Source organism: Magnetococcales bacterium, assembly GCA_015228815.1.
Taxonomy (GTDB): Bacteria; Pseudomonadota; Magnetococcia; order Magnetococcales; family UBA8363; genus UBA8363.
In genome coordinates, this window is the sequence record JADGCV010000038.1 from 16,647 (window position 1) to 35,842 (window position 19,196).

The following is a 19,196-nucleotide window of genomic DNA, read 5'->3' on the forward strand; positions in this document are numbered from 1 at the left end:
TCGAAGTCAATGACGCGCCGGTCGGGCATCACGAATCACCAATTGAACCCGTTCACGTCCCTGATAACGGTTGATGCCCAAGGACCCCGCGACATCCAATCGTCCCCCCCCCGAGATCATCCCCGTCCCCAATGGTCCGGGAAAAACGTTGAAGGCAATGGCATCGAGGGTATTGTCGTCGAGATCGGCCAGATGGCATTTCAAATGCCGTTCTTTCAGGACGCGGGGTCCGGTCACACGAACGTTCTCGAAGACGAATACCGGTTCCGGATTGCCGCGACCGAAAGGTTGCATCCGTTCCAACCGTGCCACCGATTCAAAGGAAAACTCGTTCAAGCGCGTGACGCCATCGACGAGCAGGGCCATTTGAAACACCTCCTCCGGAGTGTTCTCGGCGAGAAAACGGTTGAAGGCTGCCGTGAACGGCGGCAATTGTTCCTGTCTGATGGTCAACCCCGCCGCGGCGTGATGCCCGCCAAACGCCAGCAGGAAGGAGCTGCATGCGTCGATCGCCTGCAACAGGTTGACGCCTGGAATCGAACGGGCCGAACCTTTGCCGATCCCCTGCTCGTCCAGCGCGATGACGATGGTTGGCCGATGGGTTTTTTCGGCGATGCGGGAAGCGACGATCCCGACCACGCCTGGGTGCCAGCCACGGTCGGCCAGCACATGGCCATGGATCGATTGTTCCGGTGGCAGGAGTGTCATTTGCGCGAAGGCCTGTCGCTGTATTTTTTCCTCGATGGTCTGGCGTTCCCGGTTGGCCTGTTCCAGGAAGCGGGCGATTTCCATGGCCTGTTGCGGGTCATCGGTCGCCAGCAGTTCCGCGCCGAGACGCCCCCGGCTCAACCGCCCCCCCGCGTTGATCCGGGGACCGATCTGGAATCCCACCTGACCGGCGCTGAGCCGCCCGGAAAGGCGGGCCAATTCCTGCAATGCCCGCAATCCGGCGTGTCGGGTGTGTTCGGTTGCCATCAGGCCGACCTTGACCATGATCCGGTTGAGGCCCATCAGGGGGGCCATGTCGGCGATGGTCCCCACGGCCACCAGATCCAGCAACGATTTCAGGTCCGGTTGGGGCCGGGCCTCGGAGAAAAACCCCCGTTCGCGCAACACCCGATTCAACGCCATGACCAGATAGAACGCAACCCCGACCCCGGCCAATTCCTTGTGGGCAAACGATTCGTCCAGACGGTTGGGATTGATGACCGCAACCGCCTTTGGCAAGGTTTCCCGGGGCAGGTGATGGTCGGTGACGATGACATCCATTCCCAACGAATGCGCCATTGCGACCGCGTCATGAGCGGTGATGCCACAATCCACGGTGACCACCAGCGTCACCCCTTCGGCGGCCAGGAAGCGCATCGCGGCATCGTTGGGTCCGTATCCCTCGACCAGACGGTCGGGCACATAAAGCAGGAGCTCCACCCCGAGGGCACGGAAATAACGGATCAACAAGGCGGACGAGGTGGCGCCATCGACATCGTAATCACCGAAAACCGCGATCCGCTCCCGCCGTTCCAGGGCCGTGACGATCCGCGATACCCCTTTGTCCATGTCCAGCAATCCCATGGGATCGGCCAACATGGCCAACCGGGGTTCGAGAAAGCACTGTATTTCCTCCAGGTCCATCAACTGGCGGTCGGCGAGAATGCCCGAGAAAAACGCTTCCAGCCCCGCTTCCCCGGCCAACAGCCGATGGCGCTCCGAGGGGTCTGTCCTGGTTTTCCATAGTTTCCGGGAAAAAGATAGCGGCCCCCTCATGTCAACCAAAGCTCCCGTCCCTGTTCCACGGCCATTGTCGGTCCTTTGCCCCAGGTACGCCGATTCCAAAACCATTGTCTTGAAGAAAGCTGCCGTCCCCGGGAATAGCCCCATTCGATCGACGCCGGATCGTTTGTGTTTTCATGCCGACCCATGCGTTCTTCGGCCAGCAGCAGCAGTCCCAGCCGGGCAGCCGCCAGGGCGTCCCCCAGGTGGCGGACTGTTTCATGACCGGTCCGGCGCAGATGATCGGCGGAGGTGACCGAACACTGTAGCAACACCGGTCCCGACCGCGCCGCCTGGACAATCATGTCGGTCGGCCAGGGATTCGTTGGGGTAACCGCCCCGATCGTTGTCTGTGCCCCACCCGGGTCCATCACCTTCCATCCGGCCATCCGGGCCAATCCTCCCCCGACGGGATCATCGCCGAAATAAAATCCCCGGGTCCCTGCAAAATTGTCCCGCCCGGACAACGCCACCCCTGTTCCGATGCCATGAATCCAGGGGGTGTTGAGCACCAGAGATCCCCGGGCGACCCGTTCCTGGTTGATTCGGGCGCGGGCCAGAATCATTTGTCCCGTGGTCAACACCTGCAACAGATGGCCCGCCTTGTCCCCTCTGGGCAATACCTCAAGCAGCGATCGACCTCCGACCTCATCCAGAGAAGCCACGGTGACCGGACATTCCATGGTGGTGGAAAGAATCGCTTCCCGGCCCGCCATCCCGTGAATCGTCCAGCCCAGGTCGGCGAAGGGGGCACGCAACGATGCGACAAGCGCCTGGTGTTCCGTTTCGTCCACCGGAGCGGGCATGCCCTGGACGAAGACCAGGCGATCCTGGTGGCGCCGCAAATGGGTCAAGGACAGGACGGCCCAGGTTTGGGACGGTTCGGGTGCCAACCCCGTCCCCAGGGCGGCCAGATACCCACGCGGCAGGTCCGGCCCGGAAAATAATGTGTCGCTGTCTTCGGGAAACAACATCGAAGCCATCACCCACGACATGACGGGTGCGGACCCTTTGGTTGGAAGGAGGAGACCACGACCGGTCTTTGCGGCAAACCGATGCACCTCGGGCATGACCGTGCGAAATTGGAAAGCATCATCCATCGACCCGTTCTGGAAAATGATCAATACCGCCATGTCGATGGTCCGGATCTCCCGGTCGTTACCGACCCGTCATGATGCCAAAAGAAAAGGGGGTGATACGCTCCGGGAAGGAATGCGAAGAAAAGCCCCGAGAAAAATCCCTCCGGACGTGCATTTCCGATGATGATCGTCCCGATACGACGACCGAATCCTTCTCAAGTCAAACCCGGTTCCATGCGAATGAACACCGGTTTTCCCTGGACCGTCCGCAGGCGTTCGATCGCGGACAGGCTTGCCTGCATGGCGCGCTCCAGGCAATCATGGGTTACGAGGACCAATCCGACTGCCTCTTGAGCCACGGAACGTCCTTTCTGATGGATGGCGTCGATGGAAATGCCGTGTTGCGCGAGAATGGCGGTAATATCCGCCAGGACGCCCGGACGATCGATCACCGCCAGCCGGACATAATAGGGACACTGCAAATCGGCGATGTCGTGGACCGGCAGGGGGGACAGGGATTCGGGAAGGACCGACAATGGCGGAACACGCATGGCGCCACCGGCGTTGCGATTGCGCGCCAGATCGACCAGATCGGCGACCACGGCACTTGCCGTTGGCCGTTCTCCCGCCCCCCGTCCGTGGTACATGGTCGTTCCGGCATGATCTCCTTTGACGAAGACGGCGTTGAATACCCCATCGACCTGCGCCACCATGCTCGATTGCGCCACGAGGGTCGGCTGGACCCGAAGTTCCAACCCCTGGTCGCGTTCCTTGGCGATGGCCAGGAGTTTGATCCGGAAACCCATCTCTTCCGCCCAGGCAATGTCACTGTCGGCGATCTGGCGGATCCCTTCGACATGGATGGAACCAAAAGCGGGAGGGGTTCCCCAGGCGATGGCGGCAAGGATGGCGAGTTTGTGGGCCGTATCGATACCGTCCACATCGAACGACGGATCGGCCTCGGCGTAACCTTTTGTCTGCGCCTCGGCCAGGGTGGCGGCAAAGGAAAGTCCCCGTTCGCGCATTTCCGTCAGGATGTAGTTGCAGGTGCCGTTGAGGATTCCATGAATCGATTCGATGCGATTGGCGGCCAGACTTTCCCGAATCGCCTTGACGATCGGCACGGCCCCGGCGACAGCCGCCTCGAAACAAATCTCCCGTCGATGGATTCTGGCGGCGTCGAACAGGTTCAGTCCCCGTTCCGCGATCAGGGCCTTGTTGGCCGTGACCACATCCTTGCCCGCCCGCAACGCGGCAAGGAGCAGCCGCTCCGCCGGATCCAGCCCCCCCATCAATTCGACCACGACATCCACCGCCCGATCCTGGACCAAACCATCCAGATCGTCATCGATGCCGACCCCATCGAGGTTCAAGCCCCAGGTTTTTCCCGGAGTCCGGGTCGCAACCCGAGTCAGCTTCAGGGCGATGCCGGTCCGGCGTTCGATTTCGGCGCCATTGGTGTGCAGGATCGACACGACCCCGCGGGCCACCGTACCCAAACCCAACATGCCAATTCGGAGTTCCTTCAAGGAGACACCTCCCAGTGATCAATCGGGCGACAAGGCGCCATGAACAGACACGAAACCGACCGGACTTTTGCCGTGCGTGAACCGTTCATACACCATTTTTTCCGGCACGTCATGGGAAGTCGGCCCGTTTTCGACCGTTCCTCCCTTCACTCGGGCTCTTCCAGTCCGCCCCGCTCGCGCAGCGTTTTGATCAGGGCCAGATTGGCCCGGTCTTTTTCGACCAGTTTCAGATTCATGTCGCCAAGGCGCAAGATCAGAATATCGATCAGGGAATCCTTGATCTTGAGTTGCAATCCGGGATCCACCTTGTCCACCGATTTCTTGTCGATGCGCACGACGATGACCTCTCCCAGGGCGACGACGTTGGAAATTCGTGGCTGATTGGTAATAAAGGAGACTTCGCCAAAAATGGAGCCGGCCTCAAGATAGGTGATGTGTTGGTGGTCGGCGTTGGTGATCTCGACCTCCCCGCGGACGAGAACAAAAAGATCCCGGGTCTGGTCGCTCCCCTGGACAATGATGTATTCCCCGCGCTTGTGGTGCTCCACAAGATCGGGATTTTCCAGGAGCCGATCAATCTCACCCATGGTGAATGATTGAAAAAACGGTAACTCTTTCAGGATTACACTTGTAATCATTCGCTGCCCCCAATGGCGCGATTCCATTTGATCTCTGACTCGATTGCGACCCTTTGGGCCCATTTTTTCCGCTTCCGTTATTCTTGTACCATGTTCATGCGTGAAAAAGAAACACTTGCTCCTGGTCGCGGACACGTTGGCCTGGAATGGAGGGAAAGAGGATGTGAAAATATTTTTTACATGTCAACGAAAGAATATTTTACAAATACCAAACCTCACATCATGAAACATTCGATAATTTTCTTTCAAATTGTTGAAAAACATTGTAAAAATATTTTATCCGGGTCCAGGCCCGGAAAATGCAATCTCCTCTGTAAACGGCAGTGATGGAATGACGATCAATACATGAACTCCGATGGACCAGGGGAGTTTATTTTCACGAATGATTGTCGAAAGGGATGGCTTGGCGTGTGGGAAAACGATCGGTTCGGGCCATGGAGGATCGGTGGTGGTCAAGGTCCGCGCATCGAACCCGATCCCGATGATCGATCGCCTGCCAATAAAAAGGAGTCAAAAAATGGAAACCTTTGAAAGCGTATGGAACGAACCACCCAAAACTCCGGAACAACGCCTGTGGATCGCGGTCCTCGATTCGGCGATTTCCGATGCCCTGTTCAATCGAGACCCGATCCAGAAAGAAGACGCCCGCCGCTGGTTTCGTGATGCGGGACACAACTTCAGACTCGTGTGCGACCTGGCCAATTATGACTATGGCTTTGTCCGTCGTTGTGTCATGGCCAATATCGACTGAGAAGCCAGGATCGGTCCCTTCAGGCGCGGTCGCCAACCGTTCGTCCGATGGAGCATGACAGTCCGTTACAAAAAAAATCGATAATGCAAAAATTGGGCGGATGTTGTATAACGGATAAAGAGAGGCGGCACAGTAATACAAAAATGGCACTTTGATGATCCAACGGCCTGCCTTCGATAAAGAAATGAGAATGACCGGGAACGCACTTCCCGGAACATTCCGGGAATCATCATCGTATCATGCAGGACGGGAGCAGGCCCCATGGCGGAAGATTCTGGATTGGTTACTGGCGAACTCCAACACGGACAGAACGAGGAACGGCAAAATCTTGATGACCTGACGGTCTTGCAGGAGGTCCGAACCCAGGATCTTGGAGCCGAGGAAAACATATACGCCGATGGGGAAGGGGCCAATGATCAGGCCCTGGCAGCCAACATTCAGATGGGCAGCGATCGCGGGCGCACCGAGGATGGCTTTGTCGATGGTCTCAACGCCATGTCGGGGGGGATCATCGATGGATTGGAGGTCGGACAAACGGCGGCGACGGGCGATACCTTTGAAATACCCGAGCCGAATCTTGCCACTTCCCAACCCAGGTCGGAAGCGGAGGAAAATTCGGCGGAAGGGGTCGGATCCTCATCTGGAACCATTTCCGGGGAGGAAGGGTTGAACCTTGTCCCGGACCTGGAGGGAAATCCGGGAACCAGGTCGGTCGAAACGGAAAACGAGATCGATACCACCAGGCCAGGCGCCGACGCTTCTCCCGGAGAATCTGCCACCGCTTTCCCTGAAACGTCCGTCCCTGGACCGGGTATCGCTCCCCAACAGTCCGTGGCGACGGAAACGGTTCAAACTGGGAAAACGGTCGCCGATGCGGAGCCACCCGCCGCTGCAACGCAGACAGACCCGCCGCGACAAACTCCGGAAACACCTCCGGTTCAGGAAACGTCTGCCATCTCCGAACCCGAGCCCGCTTCCGTTCCAGCACAAACGCCACGATCCACCCCTGAACCTGCCGCCGTGCCGATTTCCGAACCAGCGTCGGAACCTGTGCATACACCAGAGCCCGCTTCAGAGTCCGAACCGGTATCCGGGACAACGCTTGATCCAGAAGCGGAATCAGAGCCGGAAACGGAGCCCGAACCCGTGCCCGCGCCTGTGCCTGTGCCTGTGCCTGAACCCGAGCCCGAACCCGCGCCCGAACCCGCGCCTGTGCCTGAACCCGTGCCCACGCCTGTGCCCGAACCCGCGCCTGAGCCCGAACCAGAACCTGAGCCTGAACCCACGCCAGAGCCTGAGCCCGAACCAGAACCTGAGCCTGAACCCACGCCAGAGCCTGAGCCCGAACCAGAACCTGAGCCTGAACCCACGCCAGAGCCTGAGCCCGAACCAGAACCTGAGCCTGAACCCGCGCCAGAGTCAGAGCCTGAACCAGAGTCCGAGCCTATTGCCGATACAACCGCGGAAGCACCGGTAGTTGAAGTTGCCGATTCGAGCGGACTTGAAGATACGGCGATCGAATTAAATTTTTCCGCGGCTTTGAGCGATGTCGATGGTTCCGAATCGTTGTCCATAACCATTTCGGGTGTACCGGATGGCGCGGAATTGTCTTCCGGAATCGACAATGGCAATGGAACCTGGACTTTGGGTGCTGGCGATGTGGAGCATTTGACCATTACCCCGCCGGTTGACTCCGACGCCAATTTCACCCTTTCGGTAACGGCCACGGCCACTGAGATCAATGGTGGAGCGACGCGCAGTGTCACGGGTGTGGTTCATGTGGATGTTGCACCGGATGCCGACCCGCCTTCTCTCGTCGTCAATGATGCCACCGGGACCGAGGATACGCCGATTCCCCTGGATATTCTTGCAACGTTGGCCGATACCGATGGTTCCGAGTCACTGTCGATCACCATTTCAGGGCTTCCGGAGGGTGCGGAACTTTCGGCGGGGACACACAACGTCGATGGCACCTGGACCTTGAACGCCGGGGATCTTGAAGGTTTGGAGATCACGCCCCCCCATGATTCGGATGCCGATTTTACCCTGGGTGTGACTGCCACAAGCATTGATGGCAGTGATACCCGTACCGTCTCCGGGACCATCGATGTCTCGATCGTTCCCGATGCCGATCCGCCAACCCTGACACTTCAGGATGCGCATGGGGTCGAGGATCAGGCCATTCCCCTGAACATTCATGTCGAACTCAACGACAGCGACGGCTCCGAAAGCCTTTCCGGCAATATTGTCATCAGCAACGTTCCCGAAGGGGCGACCCTAAATCTGGGAGAAGCCGGTCCGGGAAACACATGGATTATTTCCCAGGAGGATCTTGCCGTTACGGAAACCAATGCCCAGGGAGATCCCATCTCCTGGGAGATTCCCGGATTGACCATGACCCCAGCGGAGGATAGCGATGCTGATGTCAACCTGGGGGTATCGGTCTCGATTCGTGACGGGGATGATGTCCATACCGAAACCGGTGAATTCCACATCGAACTGACGGCGGTCGCCGATCAGGCGGATATTGAAACCGGTATGGCCTCCGGAACCGAAGACAACGCCATCCCCCTGGACATCCAGTTTGCCCTTCAGGATCAGGATGGCTCCGAGTCTCTCTCGGGGAACATTGTCCTGACCCGGATTCCCGAAGGGGCGCAATTGAACGTCGGTGAGCCGGGTCCGGGTGACACATGGGTCATTTCTCAAGAAGATCTGCACGTTGTCGCCCGCAATGATCAGGGACAACCGGTGGCCTGGGAAATACCCGATCTTGCCATCACGCCACCCGAGAACAGCGACCAGGATTTCAGCCTCGGCATTCGCATCGTCACCATGGAAGGAGATGAAGTTCGGGTGACCCACGGAGAAGTCGATGTCATCGTCAATCCCGATGCCGACGAGGTTGCTTTCACAACTGCCAGCAGACCCACGGAAGTCCAACCGGAACCCAACGAACAGGAAGATCAAGGTTCCAAAGGCGGCGGGTCCAAAAGCGGCGGGTCCAAGGGGGGGGGATCCAAAAGCGGTGGGTCCGAGGGGGGTGGGTCACAGGACGGTGGATCCAAGGGGGGTGGATCAAAGAGCGGCGGGTCCGAGGGCAGTGGGTCACAGGACGGTGGATCCAAGATCGGTGGGTCCGAGGGGGGTGGGTCAACGGATGGCGGGTCCAAGGGAGGTGGGTCCAAGGGAGGTGGGTCCAAGGGAGGTGGGTCTCGGGACGGCGAATCACAAGGTGGTGGTTCAAAAGGTGGAGGATCCAGAAGTGGGGGATCCGCAGGAAGTGGTGATGTGATCGGCGAAGGCTCGACCGGTGGAGATCAAGGAACCGAGGTCGAACTGGACATTGGATTTGCTCTTGGTGACCAGGATGGTTCCGAAACATTGTCAGGAAACATCATTCTTACCGATGTTCCGGAGGGCGCCACCTTCAACATCGGACAGGCGGGTCCTGATCATACGTGGGAATTACCGCAATCGAACCTTTCCCAGACGGCGTTCAATGACAATGGTGCCCCTGTTGCCTGGAATATTCCAGGATTGAAGGTCAACCTTCCCGAGGGGGTCGATGACAACTTCAATCTGGGGATCCGGATCACCACGCTGGATGGCAACGATATTCAAGTCACCGAAGGCCAGATCGCCGTCGATGTTTTTGCCGACGCCGATTCGCAACCGGCCATACCCGAAGATGATGGAGGATCCAAGGAGGAAAGCTCTCAAGGGAGCGGGTCGAAGGATGGAGGCTCTCAAGGGGGCGGGTCCAAAAGCGGCGGGTCCAAGGACGGTGGCTCCCAGAGCGGCGGCGGGTCCAAAAGCGGTGGCTCCCAGAGCGATGGTGGCTCCAAAGGCGGTGGTTCCAAGGGCGACGGCGGTGATGCCGATACCCAGATCGTTACTGTAGGTGAAGGGGATGATGTATTGGAAGTGACCGTTGCCCATCAAGGAAACGGCACCGACTGCCTGTTCGAGGTCTACATCGACGGAGAAGCCATTGCGGGTGGACCGTTCTCAGCTGAAGCGGTTCAAAGCCAGGGGGAATGGGAAACGTTCCGTTTCGAAGGGGTCGATTTGGGAGATGGATCGCGGGTCATTTCCATCGAATCGGTCGATGATGGCGGCAACCAGGTACTGGTGGACAAGATTGCCATCAATGGAGAGGAAATCCAGGCGGAAGAAGGGGCCGACTGGGACAATGGCGATGCCAATGTTCTGGGAGGCGATGCGGTTCATGTCCACCAGGGGGAAGAAATCCATTTCAATCTGAACCTGGACGACCCGGAAGATCATGAGCAATCTCAATCGGGGGGGGCCGATGTCGATGAAGTGGAAGACCAGGGTGAAGCGGACGGTTCGGGGGGTGAGGTTGCCGGTCTGAATCTTGTGGGCGGCAGTGGCCATGATGTTTTGACGGGCGCCGCGGGCGATGACACGATCACTGGAGGGAGCGGGGATGATGTCCTGGGGGGAGGAGCGGGAGAGGATTGGCTGATGGGTGGCGAGGGAAACGATCTTTTCATCTTTGGTGATGGGGATGGCCTGGATTATGTCGATGGTGGCACGGGAGATGGCTGGCTGGATGCCATTCACTTGGAGAATGTTTCAGGTGGTCCGACGGACAACATGGAAAGCGTGGGCGACTGGACTTTGGATTCCGACAGCGCCTACACGATGGATGGCGATGGCAGCATCATTTTCGACGATCCCAACGCATCGGGGACCATCACCCTCGAAGACGGTTCCACCATCGAGTTTTCCAACATCGACCAGATTCAATGGTAGGTTCTTCGTAAGCGACAAACGAACCCCAGGGTTTTCGTCATTTTTTCTATCCAGAGAAATCCAAGGTCACCGGAACCCAATGAAAATATAATAGTATATATCATCACTTGACATTTTTGCGACCATGGCACGGATTGGGATCCAGCCAGAGCGAAAAAGGAGATCGCCATCCCTGGGCATCCAGTTCGTAATAAAACAGATTGCCATTCACCTCCATGAATTCGTAATAACTGTCCTCAAATTCACAGGTGACCTTCCATGTCCTGGGATCTAATTTCTGTACTCGAACAATATATGGGTTAATACTTCCCATATTGAATCGAGGATTGCGCATCAACAACCACAGATCATCCCCATGCGCCAACATTTTCGCCGCCGGTTCCGGGCTTCTCCATACTTCGTGCCATCTTAATTGACCCGCGGTATCGGGTTGATAGGAATAGAGCCCCTGGGTCGGAATCTTCCAATCATAATTTTTGTCGAATATTTCATACGCCACCATTGAATGATTCCATCCGCCCGGAGGAGGGTACATCCGTTCCGAACGTAGCATCAACATCAAATCTTTTTGGATATGAATCGTTGGAACTTCTCCCGTATCATCATGAACCCCATCCGCAACAATTGGCAGTTCCGTAACGCTCCCTTGGCGAAATCCTTGATCTACCGGCAACAGGCCCACCACATTCTTCCGATCGTCAACCGGCTTGCGTTCCCAATACTTGGACGAAGCAAATGTACCCACGAGATTTTTTTCGTCCTTCCATCGCAATCCTCTGCCGATGGCACCAACCCATTCGTTCTTTTCCACCCCAAAATTGACCAGGATTGTTTGATACTCGAAATCATCCGGAAACTTGACCCACATTCTGTCAAACTGGTTGCCGCCCCGCTCCGGAGCCGGTTCGTCCGATCCATACCCGGGCCAATAAACAGCCACCTTTTTCCCATCCGGCGACCATTCCAGGAGCAGTCCCAGATTGGATACCAGATGGATACTGTTATCCTTCATGCGAAAAAGAACTGTCCCCCGTTGGATGACAAAAGGTTCCAACTGCAACATGTTCTTCGTGAACACCTCCATCCCATCCGGGGAACAGGTCATGAAAAATCCCGGCCCTCCGTTCAGCGGTGGAACCTGGAACCTGGGCAGTGGAATCACCGCTCCAGTCTCGATATGCCGCCAGTACCAACGCGATCCGACAAGCGCGATCACTGCCTTTTGACCACAAGGCTCTACCCGAAGAACGTGTCGCACCAAAAGCGTTCGTCCGTTGGCATCTTTCGCGAGGGGTGGAAACAAAATTGAATCACCCTTCATACCATGAAAACTCATCCCTGATGTCGCATCCCCTTCCCCTGTGACCGTCCCTGCCGGCGCAGAGGATTGTCCCTCTTTTCCATCGGCATCGGAAGAATCAATCCAAAGGCTACCAGAAAGAGATATGATCAAGGCGAATATGATAAAAATATTATTAACGGCGGTCATATGTGCCTCCTTATCGATTCCGATATTTATAATCTTTCCAAAAACATTCCGGGAAAAATTACCCCTTCCAGGACTCAATCCCCAACACACCTGGTCGTCAATTTTCCCTGGCCATCGCCCCAGAATCCAGATGCACCGAGTCCCCTTGAGCATTCAATAATTCCAATGGGTTGGTCTTTCCCCCCTCCCACAAGACAACGTCAATTCCAACCCTCGACCGTGATGGACGCAATATCTTACCTTTCTCATTTCGGAAAACTTTCCCAATCAGATCGGACAAGACATGCCCCTCCCCACCAAAGGGGGCCACAATGTCAACGATCCATAAGTTCTCGCCACAATGCCAATCACGGGATCGAAGATGCATCAGGCTATGGATCAATCCCTTTTCCGCCTCGTCCGAAAGCCATGCCCATGTCACAAAGGCAACGGGGACATTGTCCTTGACATAGAGCTTGAACTGGCGACGACGAATGGGTTCCATCACCAAATCTTCAATCACCCCCACTTCCCACCGTCGATGTCCAGGCGATTTACTCATCAACCAGATTGCTTTTCCCAGGATCGACGCAGCGTCGGCATGCAAGGAAATGGCTTGTGGATCACCTTGAGAACTCTTTTCGTTCACTTTGACAATCTCCATTTCATATCCATTAAAATGATCCCTCAGATCGCCCCATCGGACAAGGGTAATCGATCATCAGAAAGAATCTATGAGGATCACGGCAACTTGTCAATCATGATCAGTAACGAAGAAATGATATTACAATCTTAGTTTTCACGAAAACTATTCGACTGAATCTGCATCAATGGCGCCAGCAGGTATTCAATGAGTTGCCGATCCCCGATGGTAATATCGGCCGTCACCGTCATGCCTGGCGTCAAGGAAACATCCTTCTCACGGGTCCGGAAAAAGGCGCGTTCCAGTTCAATCCGGGCAGGAAATACCATCCCCAGAGTATCATTCGCCACCGAATCACTGGAAATCGTGACCACATGACCCGTAATGGTCCCATACTTGGTATAAGGAAAAGCATCAACCTTGACCGCGGCAGTCAATGAGGGAGTGACAAAGCCGATATCCTTGTTCAGGATCATGACTTCCACTTCCACTTTCTCTCCGATCGGGACGATTACAAGAAGATTCTGGGCTGGAGTCACCACCCAGGGTATGGACCGCAAGTTGCTGCACCAATCCGGTCACGGGAGCGGTCAAAAATTGCCGTTCCAATCGTTTGCGGGCTTTTTCCAACTCCTGCCTGCCCCCTGCCTTGCGCCGTTCCGCCTCCAACAGTCGATGCAGCACATCCTGACGAAACTGAGCTTCCGTGTGATGGCGCGATTCCTTCAATCCTTCCAGGGCCAACCGAGCCTGTTCCATCCGCCCTTCTTGACTCTGCAATTCACCATGAATTTCGATTCGTTCCTCTTCGGCCTCATAATAGATCAACCATGAACCATATCCACTTTCGGCCAACTTTTTTCGTGCCGCCACCCGCTTCTCGACCAGAGGAAGACGTTGCCGCATTTTTTCCCTTTCGGAGCGGATCATCTTGATTTTCCTGCAACACCACCCCGATTTGTCGCCGCAACCATGCCGGATCCACCATGATCAGATCGACGCCATCCACCAAAACCATGCCGGATCCACCATGATCAGATCGACGCCATCCACCAAAACCCGTCCGCTCTCGGGAACGAACAGCCTCTGCATCAGTTTGACCAGGGTGCTTTTGCCAGATCCCGAAGAACCCACAACCCCCACGATCTGGCCCGGGGCCACATCCAGAGAGATCTGACGCAAGATTTCACGGCCACCCGGATGATAGCGGAAGGTGACCGCATCAAAACGGACCTGTCCCTTGATCCCCGGCAAAGAGGTTCGTCCCTTCCCCGCCACCGGTTCGGTGGGGGTATTGAGCAGATCGCCCAATCGTTCCAGGGAAATCCGGACCTGTTGAAATTCCTGCCATAAGGAGGCAATCCGCAAGATGGGACCACTGACACGCCCGGAAAGCATGTTGAAGGCCACCAGTTGCCCCAAGGTCAGGGTGTTCTCAAGAACCATGTAGGCGCCAAACCAAAGAACCAGGGCCGTGCCCACTTTATTGACAAGACTGGCGCACTGATTGGCAATATTTCCCAGGTGCGACGACCGAAAACTGGAATGGACATATCCAGCGAGTTGTTTTTCCCAGTGGGAGCGCATCTGGGGTTCCACCGCAAGCGATTTGATGGTTTCCACGCCAGCGACCGCCTCGACCAGGAACGACTGGTTTTCAGCCCCTCGTCTGAATTTGTCATCCAATCGGCGACGAAGTATCGGTGTGACAATCAGGGACAGCAGAACATAAAAAGGAATGGTTCCCATCACCACCCACGTCAGCAGGGGGGCATAATAAAACATGACCCACAAAAAAACAAAAGTGAAAAACAAATCCAAGACCAGCGTCAAGGCCGACCCGGTAAGAAAATTGCGTATATTTTCCAACTCGCGAACCCGGGCTACCGTATCACCAATGCGCCTCGCCCCAAAATAGGCCATGGGAAGGTTGGTAAGGTGGCGAAAAAGGGCCGCTCCCAATTCAACGTCAACCCGATTGGTCGTATGAGAAAAAATATAAGTGCGCAACCCCCCCAACAGACTCTCGAAGAGGGAAATGAGCATCAGGCCAACGATCATGACGTGAAGCGTGGTATAACCATGATGCACCAGGACTTTGTCGATCACTACCTGGAAAAAAAGCGGCATCACCAGGGCAAACAGTTGCAAAAAAAATGAAGCCAACATCACCTCGCCGAAAAGACGGCGATGTTTGACGATTGCAGGAATGAACCAGGTGACATCGAAACGACGCGCCGCCCCTGTTGCCTGGGCACGGGAAACCAACAGGAGCAGATCTCCTTGCCACCGTTCCTCAAAGGCATTGCGCGACAGAGACACCGGACGACCATGAAGCGGATCATGAAGCAGTACCATGTCCGCGGCCACCTTGGCCAGGATCACAAAGTGTCCCTCATGGAACCGGGCAATGGCGGGCAATGGGGTTGTTTCCAGCCGTTCCCAAGTGGAAACAAGATGCCTGGCCTTGACATCATGACGCTTGGCACATCGCAACATGTCTTCCATGGTAAAAAAACCATCCGCTGGACCGTGTTCATGACGCAAATGATCCGGATCGGCGGCCAACCCCAAGGCGCGAAACATCAGCGCCAGACACGCAAGCCCTGTATCGATCCCTTCTTCCGAGGTGGCACGGGCGGAAGACACTGGCGCAACCATCTCTCCTTTTTCACGGGTCCTGTCCTGGTCGGAAACGGAAGGACCTTGAGGGAGAGAAGGCAACTCAGGGGACATGGTGCTGCTGCCACGATGCAGCCAACACCGGTTCCAGGGTGTTACGGTATTCCTGTGAAAGGCTGGTCTCTCCCTGAGCGGGTGGGGCAAACGCCGCCATGGCGTTGACCAATTGCTGAATCTGCGATTCCAAAAGATAGGCCCCCGAGGTCGTTTCGATACGATCCACACGGTTGGCCGCGTCGGCATACCATCCCTGAATCGTGGCCCCATCGGAAGTTCCGATGATCTCCATACTCAGATCATTACCATTTTGACGGAACCAGAGCTGGTCCCAGGCGATACCGTCTTCCAGCCAGATCTGATCGCCCGTTCCCGTTTGCCCGGCGTTGTTCACCAGGTCCTGTCCACCGCCACGACCGATTCGATATTGGTCCGCGTTCGCCCCGCCCGTCAGAAGATCGACCCCACCACCACCGATCAGGGTATCGACACCACTTCCCCCCATCAGAATGTCATTGCCACCCGCACCATCCAGCAGATCGTCTCCCGCGCCGCCATCCAGGACGTTGATGGCCGAAGAACCCGTCAAGGTATCACCCTGCTGCGATCCGGTCAGGTTTTCGATGGTCGTCAAGGTATCTCCCTGAGCTTCCCCACCACTGCCCGAACCCGACGTCAAATTCACGGTCACGCCAGTACCGGACATCGCGTAGGAAGCGGTATCGGTACCATTGCCACCGATCAGAGTATCGGCCCCATCACCACCATAAAGGGTGTCGTTTCCGCCACTTCCATCCAGCCGATCGTTTCCAGCCCCTCCTTGAAGGACATTGGCCGCCGTCGAACCGGTCAGTGTGTCCGCCGACAGCGATCCGGTAAGGTTTTCGATGCTGACCAGTGAATCCCCCTCCGCGTCACCACCGGAAACGATTCCCGTACCCAGATTGATGGTAACCGCTCCGGCGGATCCGGAATAACTTGCCGTATCGATCCCACTGCCCCCGATCAACGAATCGGCGCCACCACCTCCCATCAGAAGATCGGCCCCGTTACCGCCCTCCAGGAATTCCTGGGCCGCCGATCCGATCAAGGTATCGGCATACGCAGACCCGATGACCCGCTCAATGCCGGCATACGCATCCCCTTGCGCGTCGCCACCCGTCCCGGACCCCATCGTCCAATCGACAACAACCCCCGCCGTGGAACTTTGATAGCTGACAAAATCGAACCCCTCCCCGCCATCCATCTGGTCGGCGCCGCCATCCCCATAAAACCCGTCGTCCCCGGAACCACCCGCAAGGACATCGCTCCCGGCGCCCCCATACAAGGAATCGTTGTCGTCTCCTCCCCACAAGGTATCATTGTCCGCCTCGCCACTCAGAACATCCGCCCCCGCCCCCCCTTCCAAAAGGTCATTCCCATTCCATCCGAAGAGTTCATCGGCGCCGGTACCACCACGCAAGGAATCATGGCCGTCGTCCCCCGCCAGGACATCATCGCCCGCCCCTCCCTCCAACAGATCATCTCCGGTCCAACCATACAAAGTATCCTGCCCCTCCCCTCCGAAAAGCCGATCCGCCCCCGCATCCCCCGCCAACAGATCATCACCCGTCGCGCCGAAAAGATAATCGTCGCCCCCATCGCCTCCCAGAGTATCGTTGCCCTCGCCGCCGAGAAGGGTATCCACTTCCGCGCTGCCGTACAGGGTATCGTCGGTCGAGGATCCCGTGATCACTGCCCCCCGGGGGTTGACCGTTATCTCCGCCTGAAACGGGGTCACCGTCATCCCATCACCGATTTCATAAAGTAACGTCATGGTTCCCAGATATCCCTCCTCGGGAATCAGAGTCCAGGAACCGTCGCCGGAATCCACCACGATTCCCTGGCTCAGTGATCGGTTTCCCACGGAAAGTAAATCCCCATCCGCATCCGTGGCCCCCTGCAACAAGGCGGTATCGGTCAAAAGAAGGGCATCACCCAGATTGATTTCAAACGAAAGCGGATTCATTGATACAGGGGCATCGTTGACCGGGGTCACGGTCACACGTCCACTGGCAGCGATGGAATATTCTCCATCGTTCACCTGCCAGGAAAGGGCCACCTCCCCATGAAAATCAGGATCCGGATCATAACGCCACACACCATCGCCCACATGGCTCAATGTCCCCGAATCGACCGTCAACCCCGACACCACCAGAAGATCTCCATCGCCATCGACACTGCCGGTCAACAGATCCACGGCCAGGATTGTCCCGTTTCCATCCTCTTCCAGGGTCCATTCCGGAACAAGGGTCACGGTTGGGGCATGATTCACCGGCGATACGGTCACCGAAGCGCTGGCCCATGTACTGGCGCTGCCGTCATGCACCTCGAAGTCCAGGGACAGGGTACCTGAAAAATCGACTGCGGGATTGAGCAGCCAGGTGGTTTCATTGAGCTGCGTCAGCGTTCCTCCCGTTGCCAGGACAGAGGTCACCGACAAGGAATTTCCTTCAAGATCGACCGCCTGGGCCAGGAGTTGCTCGCGAGTGATGGTCAGGTTCTCTCCCTGAAGAAGCGACCACCCGGGATGCGCCGACACGATCGGGGCATTGTTGGCGCCATCCAGGTACAGCAGGCGATCGGCAAACTGTAGCCGCTCCACATCCACCAACCAATCCTCCCCATCACCCCCGCTCCTGGCCGAAACCTGCATTCCATCTGCCGTTGCAGTGAACCGATAGTCACCCGCGGCATGGGAAAACCAGGCCGTATCGATGCCCGCCCCCCCCAGGAGGGTGTCATCCCCCGCCCCTCCCGAAAGGGTGTCGGTTCCATCTCCGCCAAGAATGCGATCGCCTCCTCCTTCACCCGATAACAGGTCGTCCCCCAGGCCACCGTACAAGGCATCGGCCTCATCACCGCCCCACAAGGTATCGTTACCCATCTCCCCCGACAGCACATCCCGTCCTGCCCCCCCCGACAACACATCGTTCCCTCCCCATCCGTAAAGACGGTCATGGCCGCCACCGCCGGAGAGCCAATCGTCACCACCACTGTTCCCATCGGAGGTACCCGCCAACAGGGGATCGCTTCCCCCCATGAGAAGATCATTTCCCTCGGTCCCCGACAGGGTATCGGCCATCGCCGTGCCGACGACGACGGGCAGCATTTCCTCCCGGAGAAGATTGTACGGAAACTGTCCATGAAGCAGTTTATTGATTTCGGGAAAGCCATCGAGAAGGACAGGATAGGCATTCGGCAAAGCGCCAAATGCCATGGCCGCATCGAAATAGGCCTGGACATCACCATAAGCACCGCCGGTAACGTTGGGATAGTCGATGGAAATGATCTCCACTCCGCGCTCCCGAGCCATATTCAGGTAATTGAAATCGGTATCGAGATAATCCCCCACGACCGGTCCGTTCTCGCCATACCAGGTACATTCCTTGGCCTGGGCGGAAATCACATCGATGTAGCTTTTCCCCATCGGATCGGTGCTCTGAGAAAAATACAATTCCATGCCATTGTTGGCGACCAGCTGGAACTCAGGAAAGTCGGTGCGAATGGTGGTTGCGAGTTCGATGACAAAACGGGCCATCTCCTCCATATAGTCGATTCCGGTCAGGTTGGAATGCGCCTCCCACTGGGCATAGGCATCCAGGACATCAAGAAAAACCCCATCGTACCCCTGTTGGGCAATCTGACGCACCTGATCGATACGCATTTGTTTGTATTGCGGATCCCAGTATTCGATCAGACGGGCTGCGGGAAAATTTGGATTGGCAAAATGACTGCCCATGGCGTCCGCGTTGCCTTTTTCCGCACCCGGGACCTGGTCCATCTTGTCATCGAGGACAATGGACAGGGGATCGCCG

General features: G+C 56.8%; 10 protein-coding genes and 2 pseudogenes. 3 read left to right on the top strand and 9 right to left on the bottom strand.

All coding sequences use genetic code 11. The features are described 5' to 3' along the window. Positions 1 to 6 precede the first annotated feature (6 nt). The 4 genes from recJ to HQL76_14435 all read right to left on the bottom strand — a co-directional run bounded on the left by recJ (position 7) and on the right by HQL76_14435 (position 5,016). Positions 7 to 1,764, bottom strand: a complete 1,758-nt coding sequence (gene recJ, locus HQL76_14420; GenBank protein ID MBF0110362.1) for a single-stranded-DNA-specific exonuclease RecJ — start codon at positions 1,762 to 1,764, stop codon at positions 7 to 9. Continuing rightward, on the bottom strand, positions 1,761 to 2,903 hold the full coding sequence (locus tag HQL76_14425; GenBank protein ID MBF0110363.1) for a hypothetical protein: 1,143 nt from the start codon (positions 2,901 to 2,903) through the stop codon (positions 1,761 to 1,763). Before HQL76_14425 ends, recJ begins: the two co-directional genes overlap by 4 nt. Positions 2,904 to 3,064: 161 nt before the next feature. Then, a complete protein-coding gene (locus HQL76_14430; protein ID MBF0110364.1) occupies positions 3,065 to 4,378 on the bottom strand; it encodes a homoserine dehydrogenase in 1,314 nt (437 codons plus the stop codon). Between the two features lie 146 nt (positions 4,379 to 4,524). Continuing rightward, positions 4,525 to 5,016, bottom strand: coding sequence for a cyclic nucleotide-binding domain-containing protein (locus HQL76_14435; protein MBF0110365.1), 492 nt, complete (start codon positions 5,014 to 5,016; stop codon positions 4,525 to 4,527). A gap of 517 nt (positions 5,017 to 5,533) precedes the next feature. Between HQL76_14435 and HQL76_14440 the strand changes: the two genes are divergently transcribed. After that, entirely contained in the window at positions 5,534 to 5,767 is a 234-nt protein-coding gene (locus HQL76_14440) for a hypothetical protein (GenBank protein ID MBF0110366.1), read from the top strand. Between the two features lie 1,104 nt (positions 5,768 to 6,871). Then, positions 6,872 to 7,213: pseudogene (locus HQL76_14445) on the top strand (hypothetical protein). 3,439 nt (positions 7,214 to 10,652) lie between these two features. On the opposite strand, the gene HQL76_14450 reads toward HQL76_14445, so the two are convergent. The 3 genes from HQL76_14450 to HQL76_14460 form a co-directional block, all read right to left on the bottom strand. Then, the gene (locus HQL76_14450; protein MBF0110367.1) at positions 10,653 to 11,654 is read right to left on the bottom strand and encodes a hypothetical protein; all 1,002 of its coding nucleotides are present in this window, start codon (positions 11,652 to 11,654) and stop codon (positions 10,653 to 10,655) included. Positions 11,655 to 12,135: 481 nt separating this feature from the next. Next, positions 12,136 to 12,681, bottom strand: coding sequence for a toxin-activating lysine-acyltransferase (locus HQL76_14455; GenBank protein ID MBF0110368.1), 546 nt, complete (start codon positions 12,679 to 12,681; stop codon positions 12,136 to 12,138). A 128-nt stretch (positions 12,682 to 12,809) separates the two neighbouring features. Continuing rightward, positions 12,810 to 13,220, bottom strand: coding sequence for an HlyD family efflux transporter periplasmic adaptor subunit (locus HQL76_14460; protein MBF0110369.1), 411 nt, complete (start codon positions 13,218 to 13,220; stop codon positions 12,810 to 12,812). Here HQL76_14460 and HQL76_14465 point away from each other — a divergent pair. Next, positions 13,210 to 13,494 carry a hypothetical protein gene (locus HQL76_14465; protein ID MBF0110370.1) on the top strand — a complete coding sequence of 95 codons (285 nt, stop codon included), beginning with the start codon at positions 13,210 to 13,212 and terminating at the stop codon, positions 13,492 to 13,494. The two genes, HQL76_14460 and HQL76_14465, sit on opposite strands and share 11 nt — an antisense overlap. On the opposite strand, the pseudogene HQL76_14470 reads toward HQL76_14465, so the two are convergent. Next, positions 13,475 to 15,321: pseudogene (locus HQL76_14470) on the bottom strand (ATP-binding cassette domain-containing protein). The gene HQL76_14465 and the pseudogene HQL76_14470 sit on opposite strands and share 20 nt — an antisense overlap. A 64-nt stretch (positions 15,322 to 15,385) precedes the next feature. Beyond that, the coding region (locus tag HQL76_14475) for a cadherin-like domain-containing protein (GenBank protein ID MBF0110371.1) at positions 15,386 to 19,196 on the bottom strand (3,811 nt) is incomplete at its 5' end.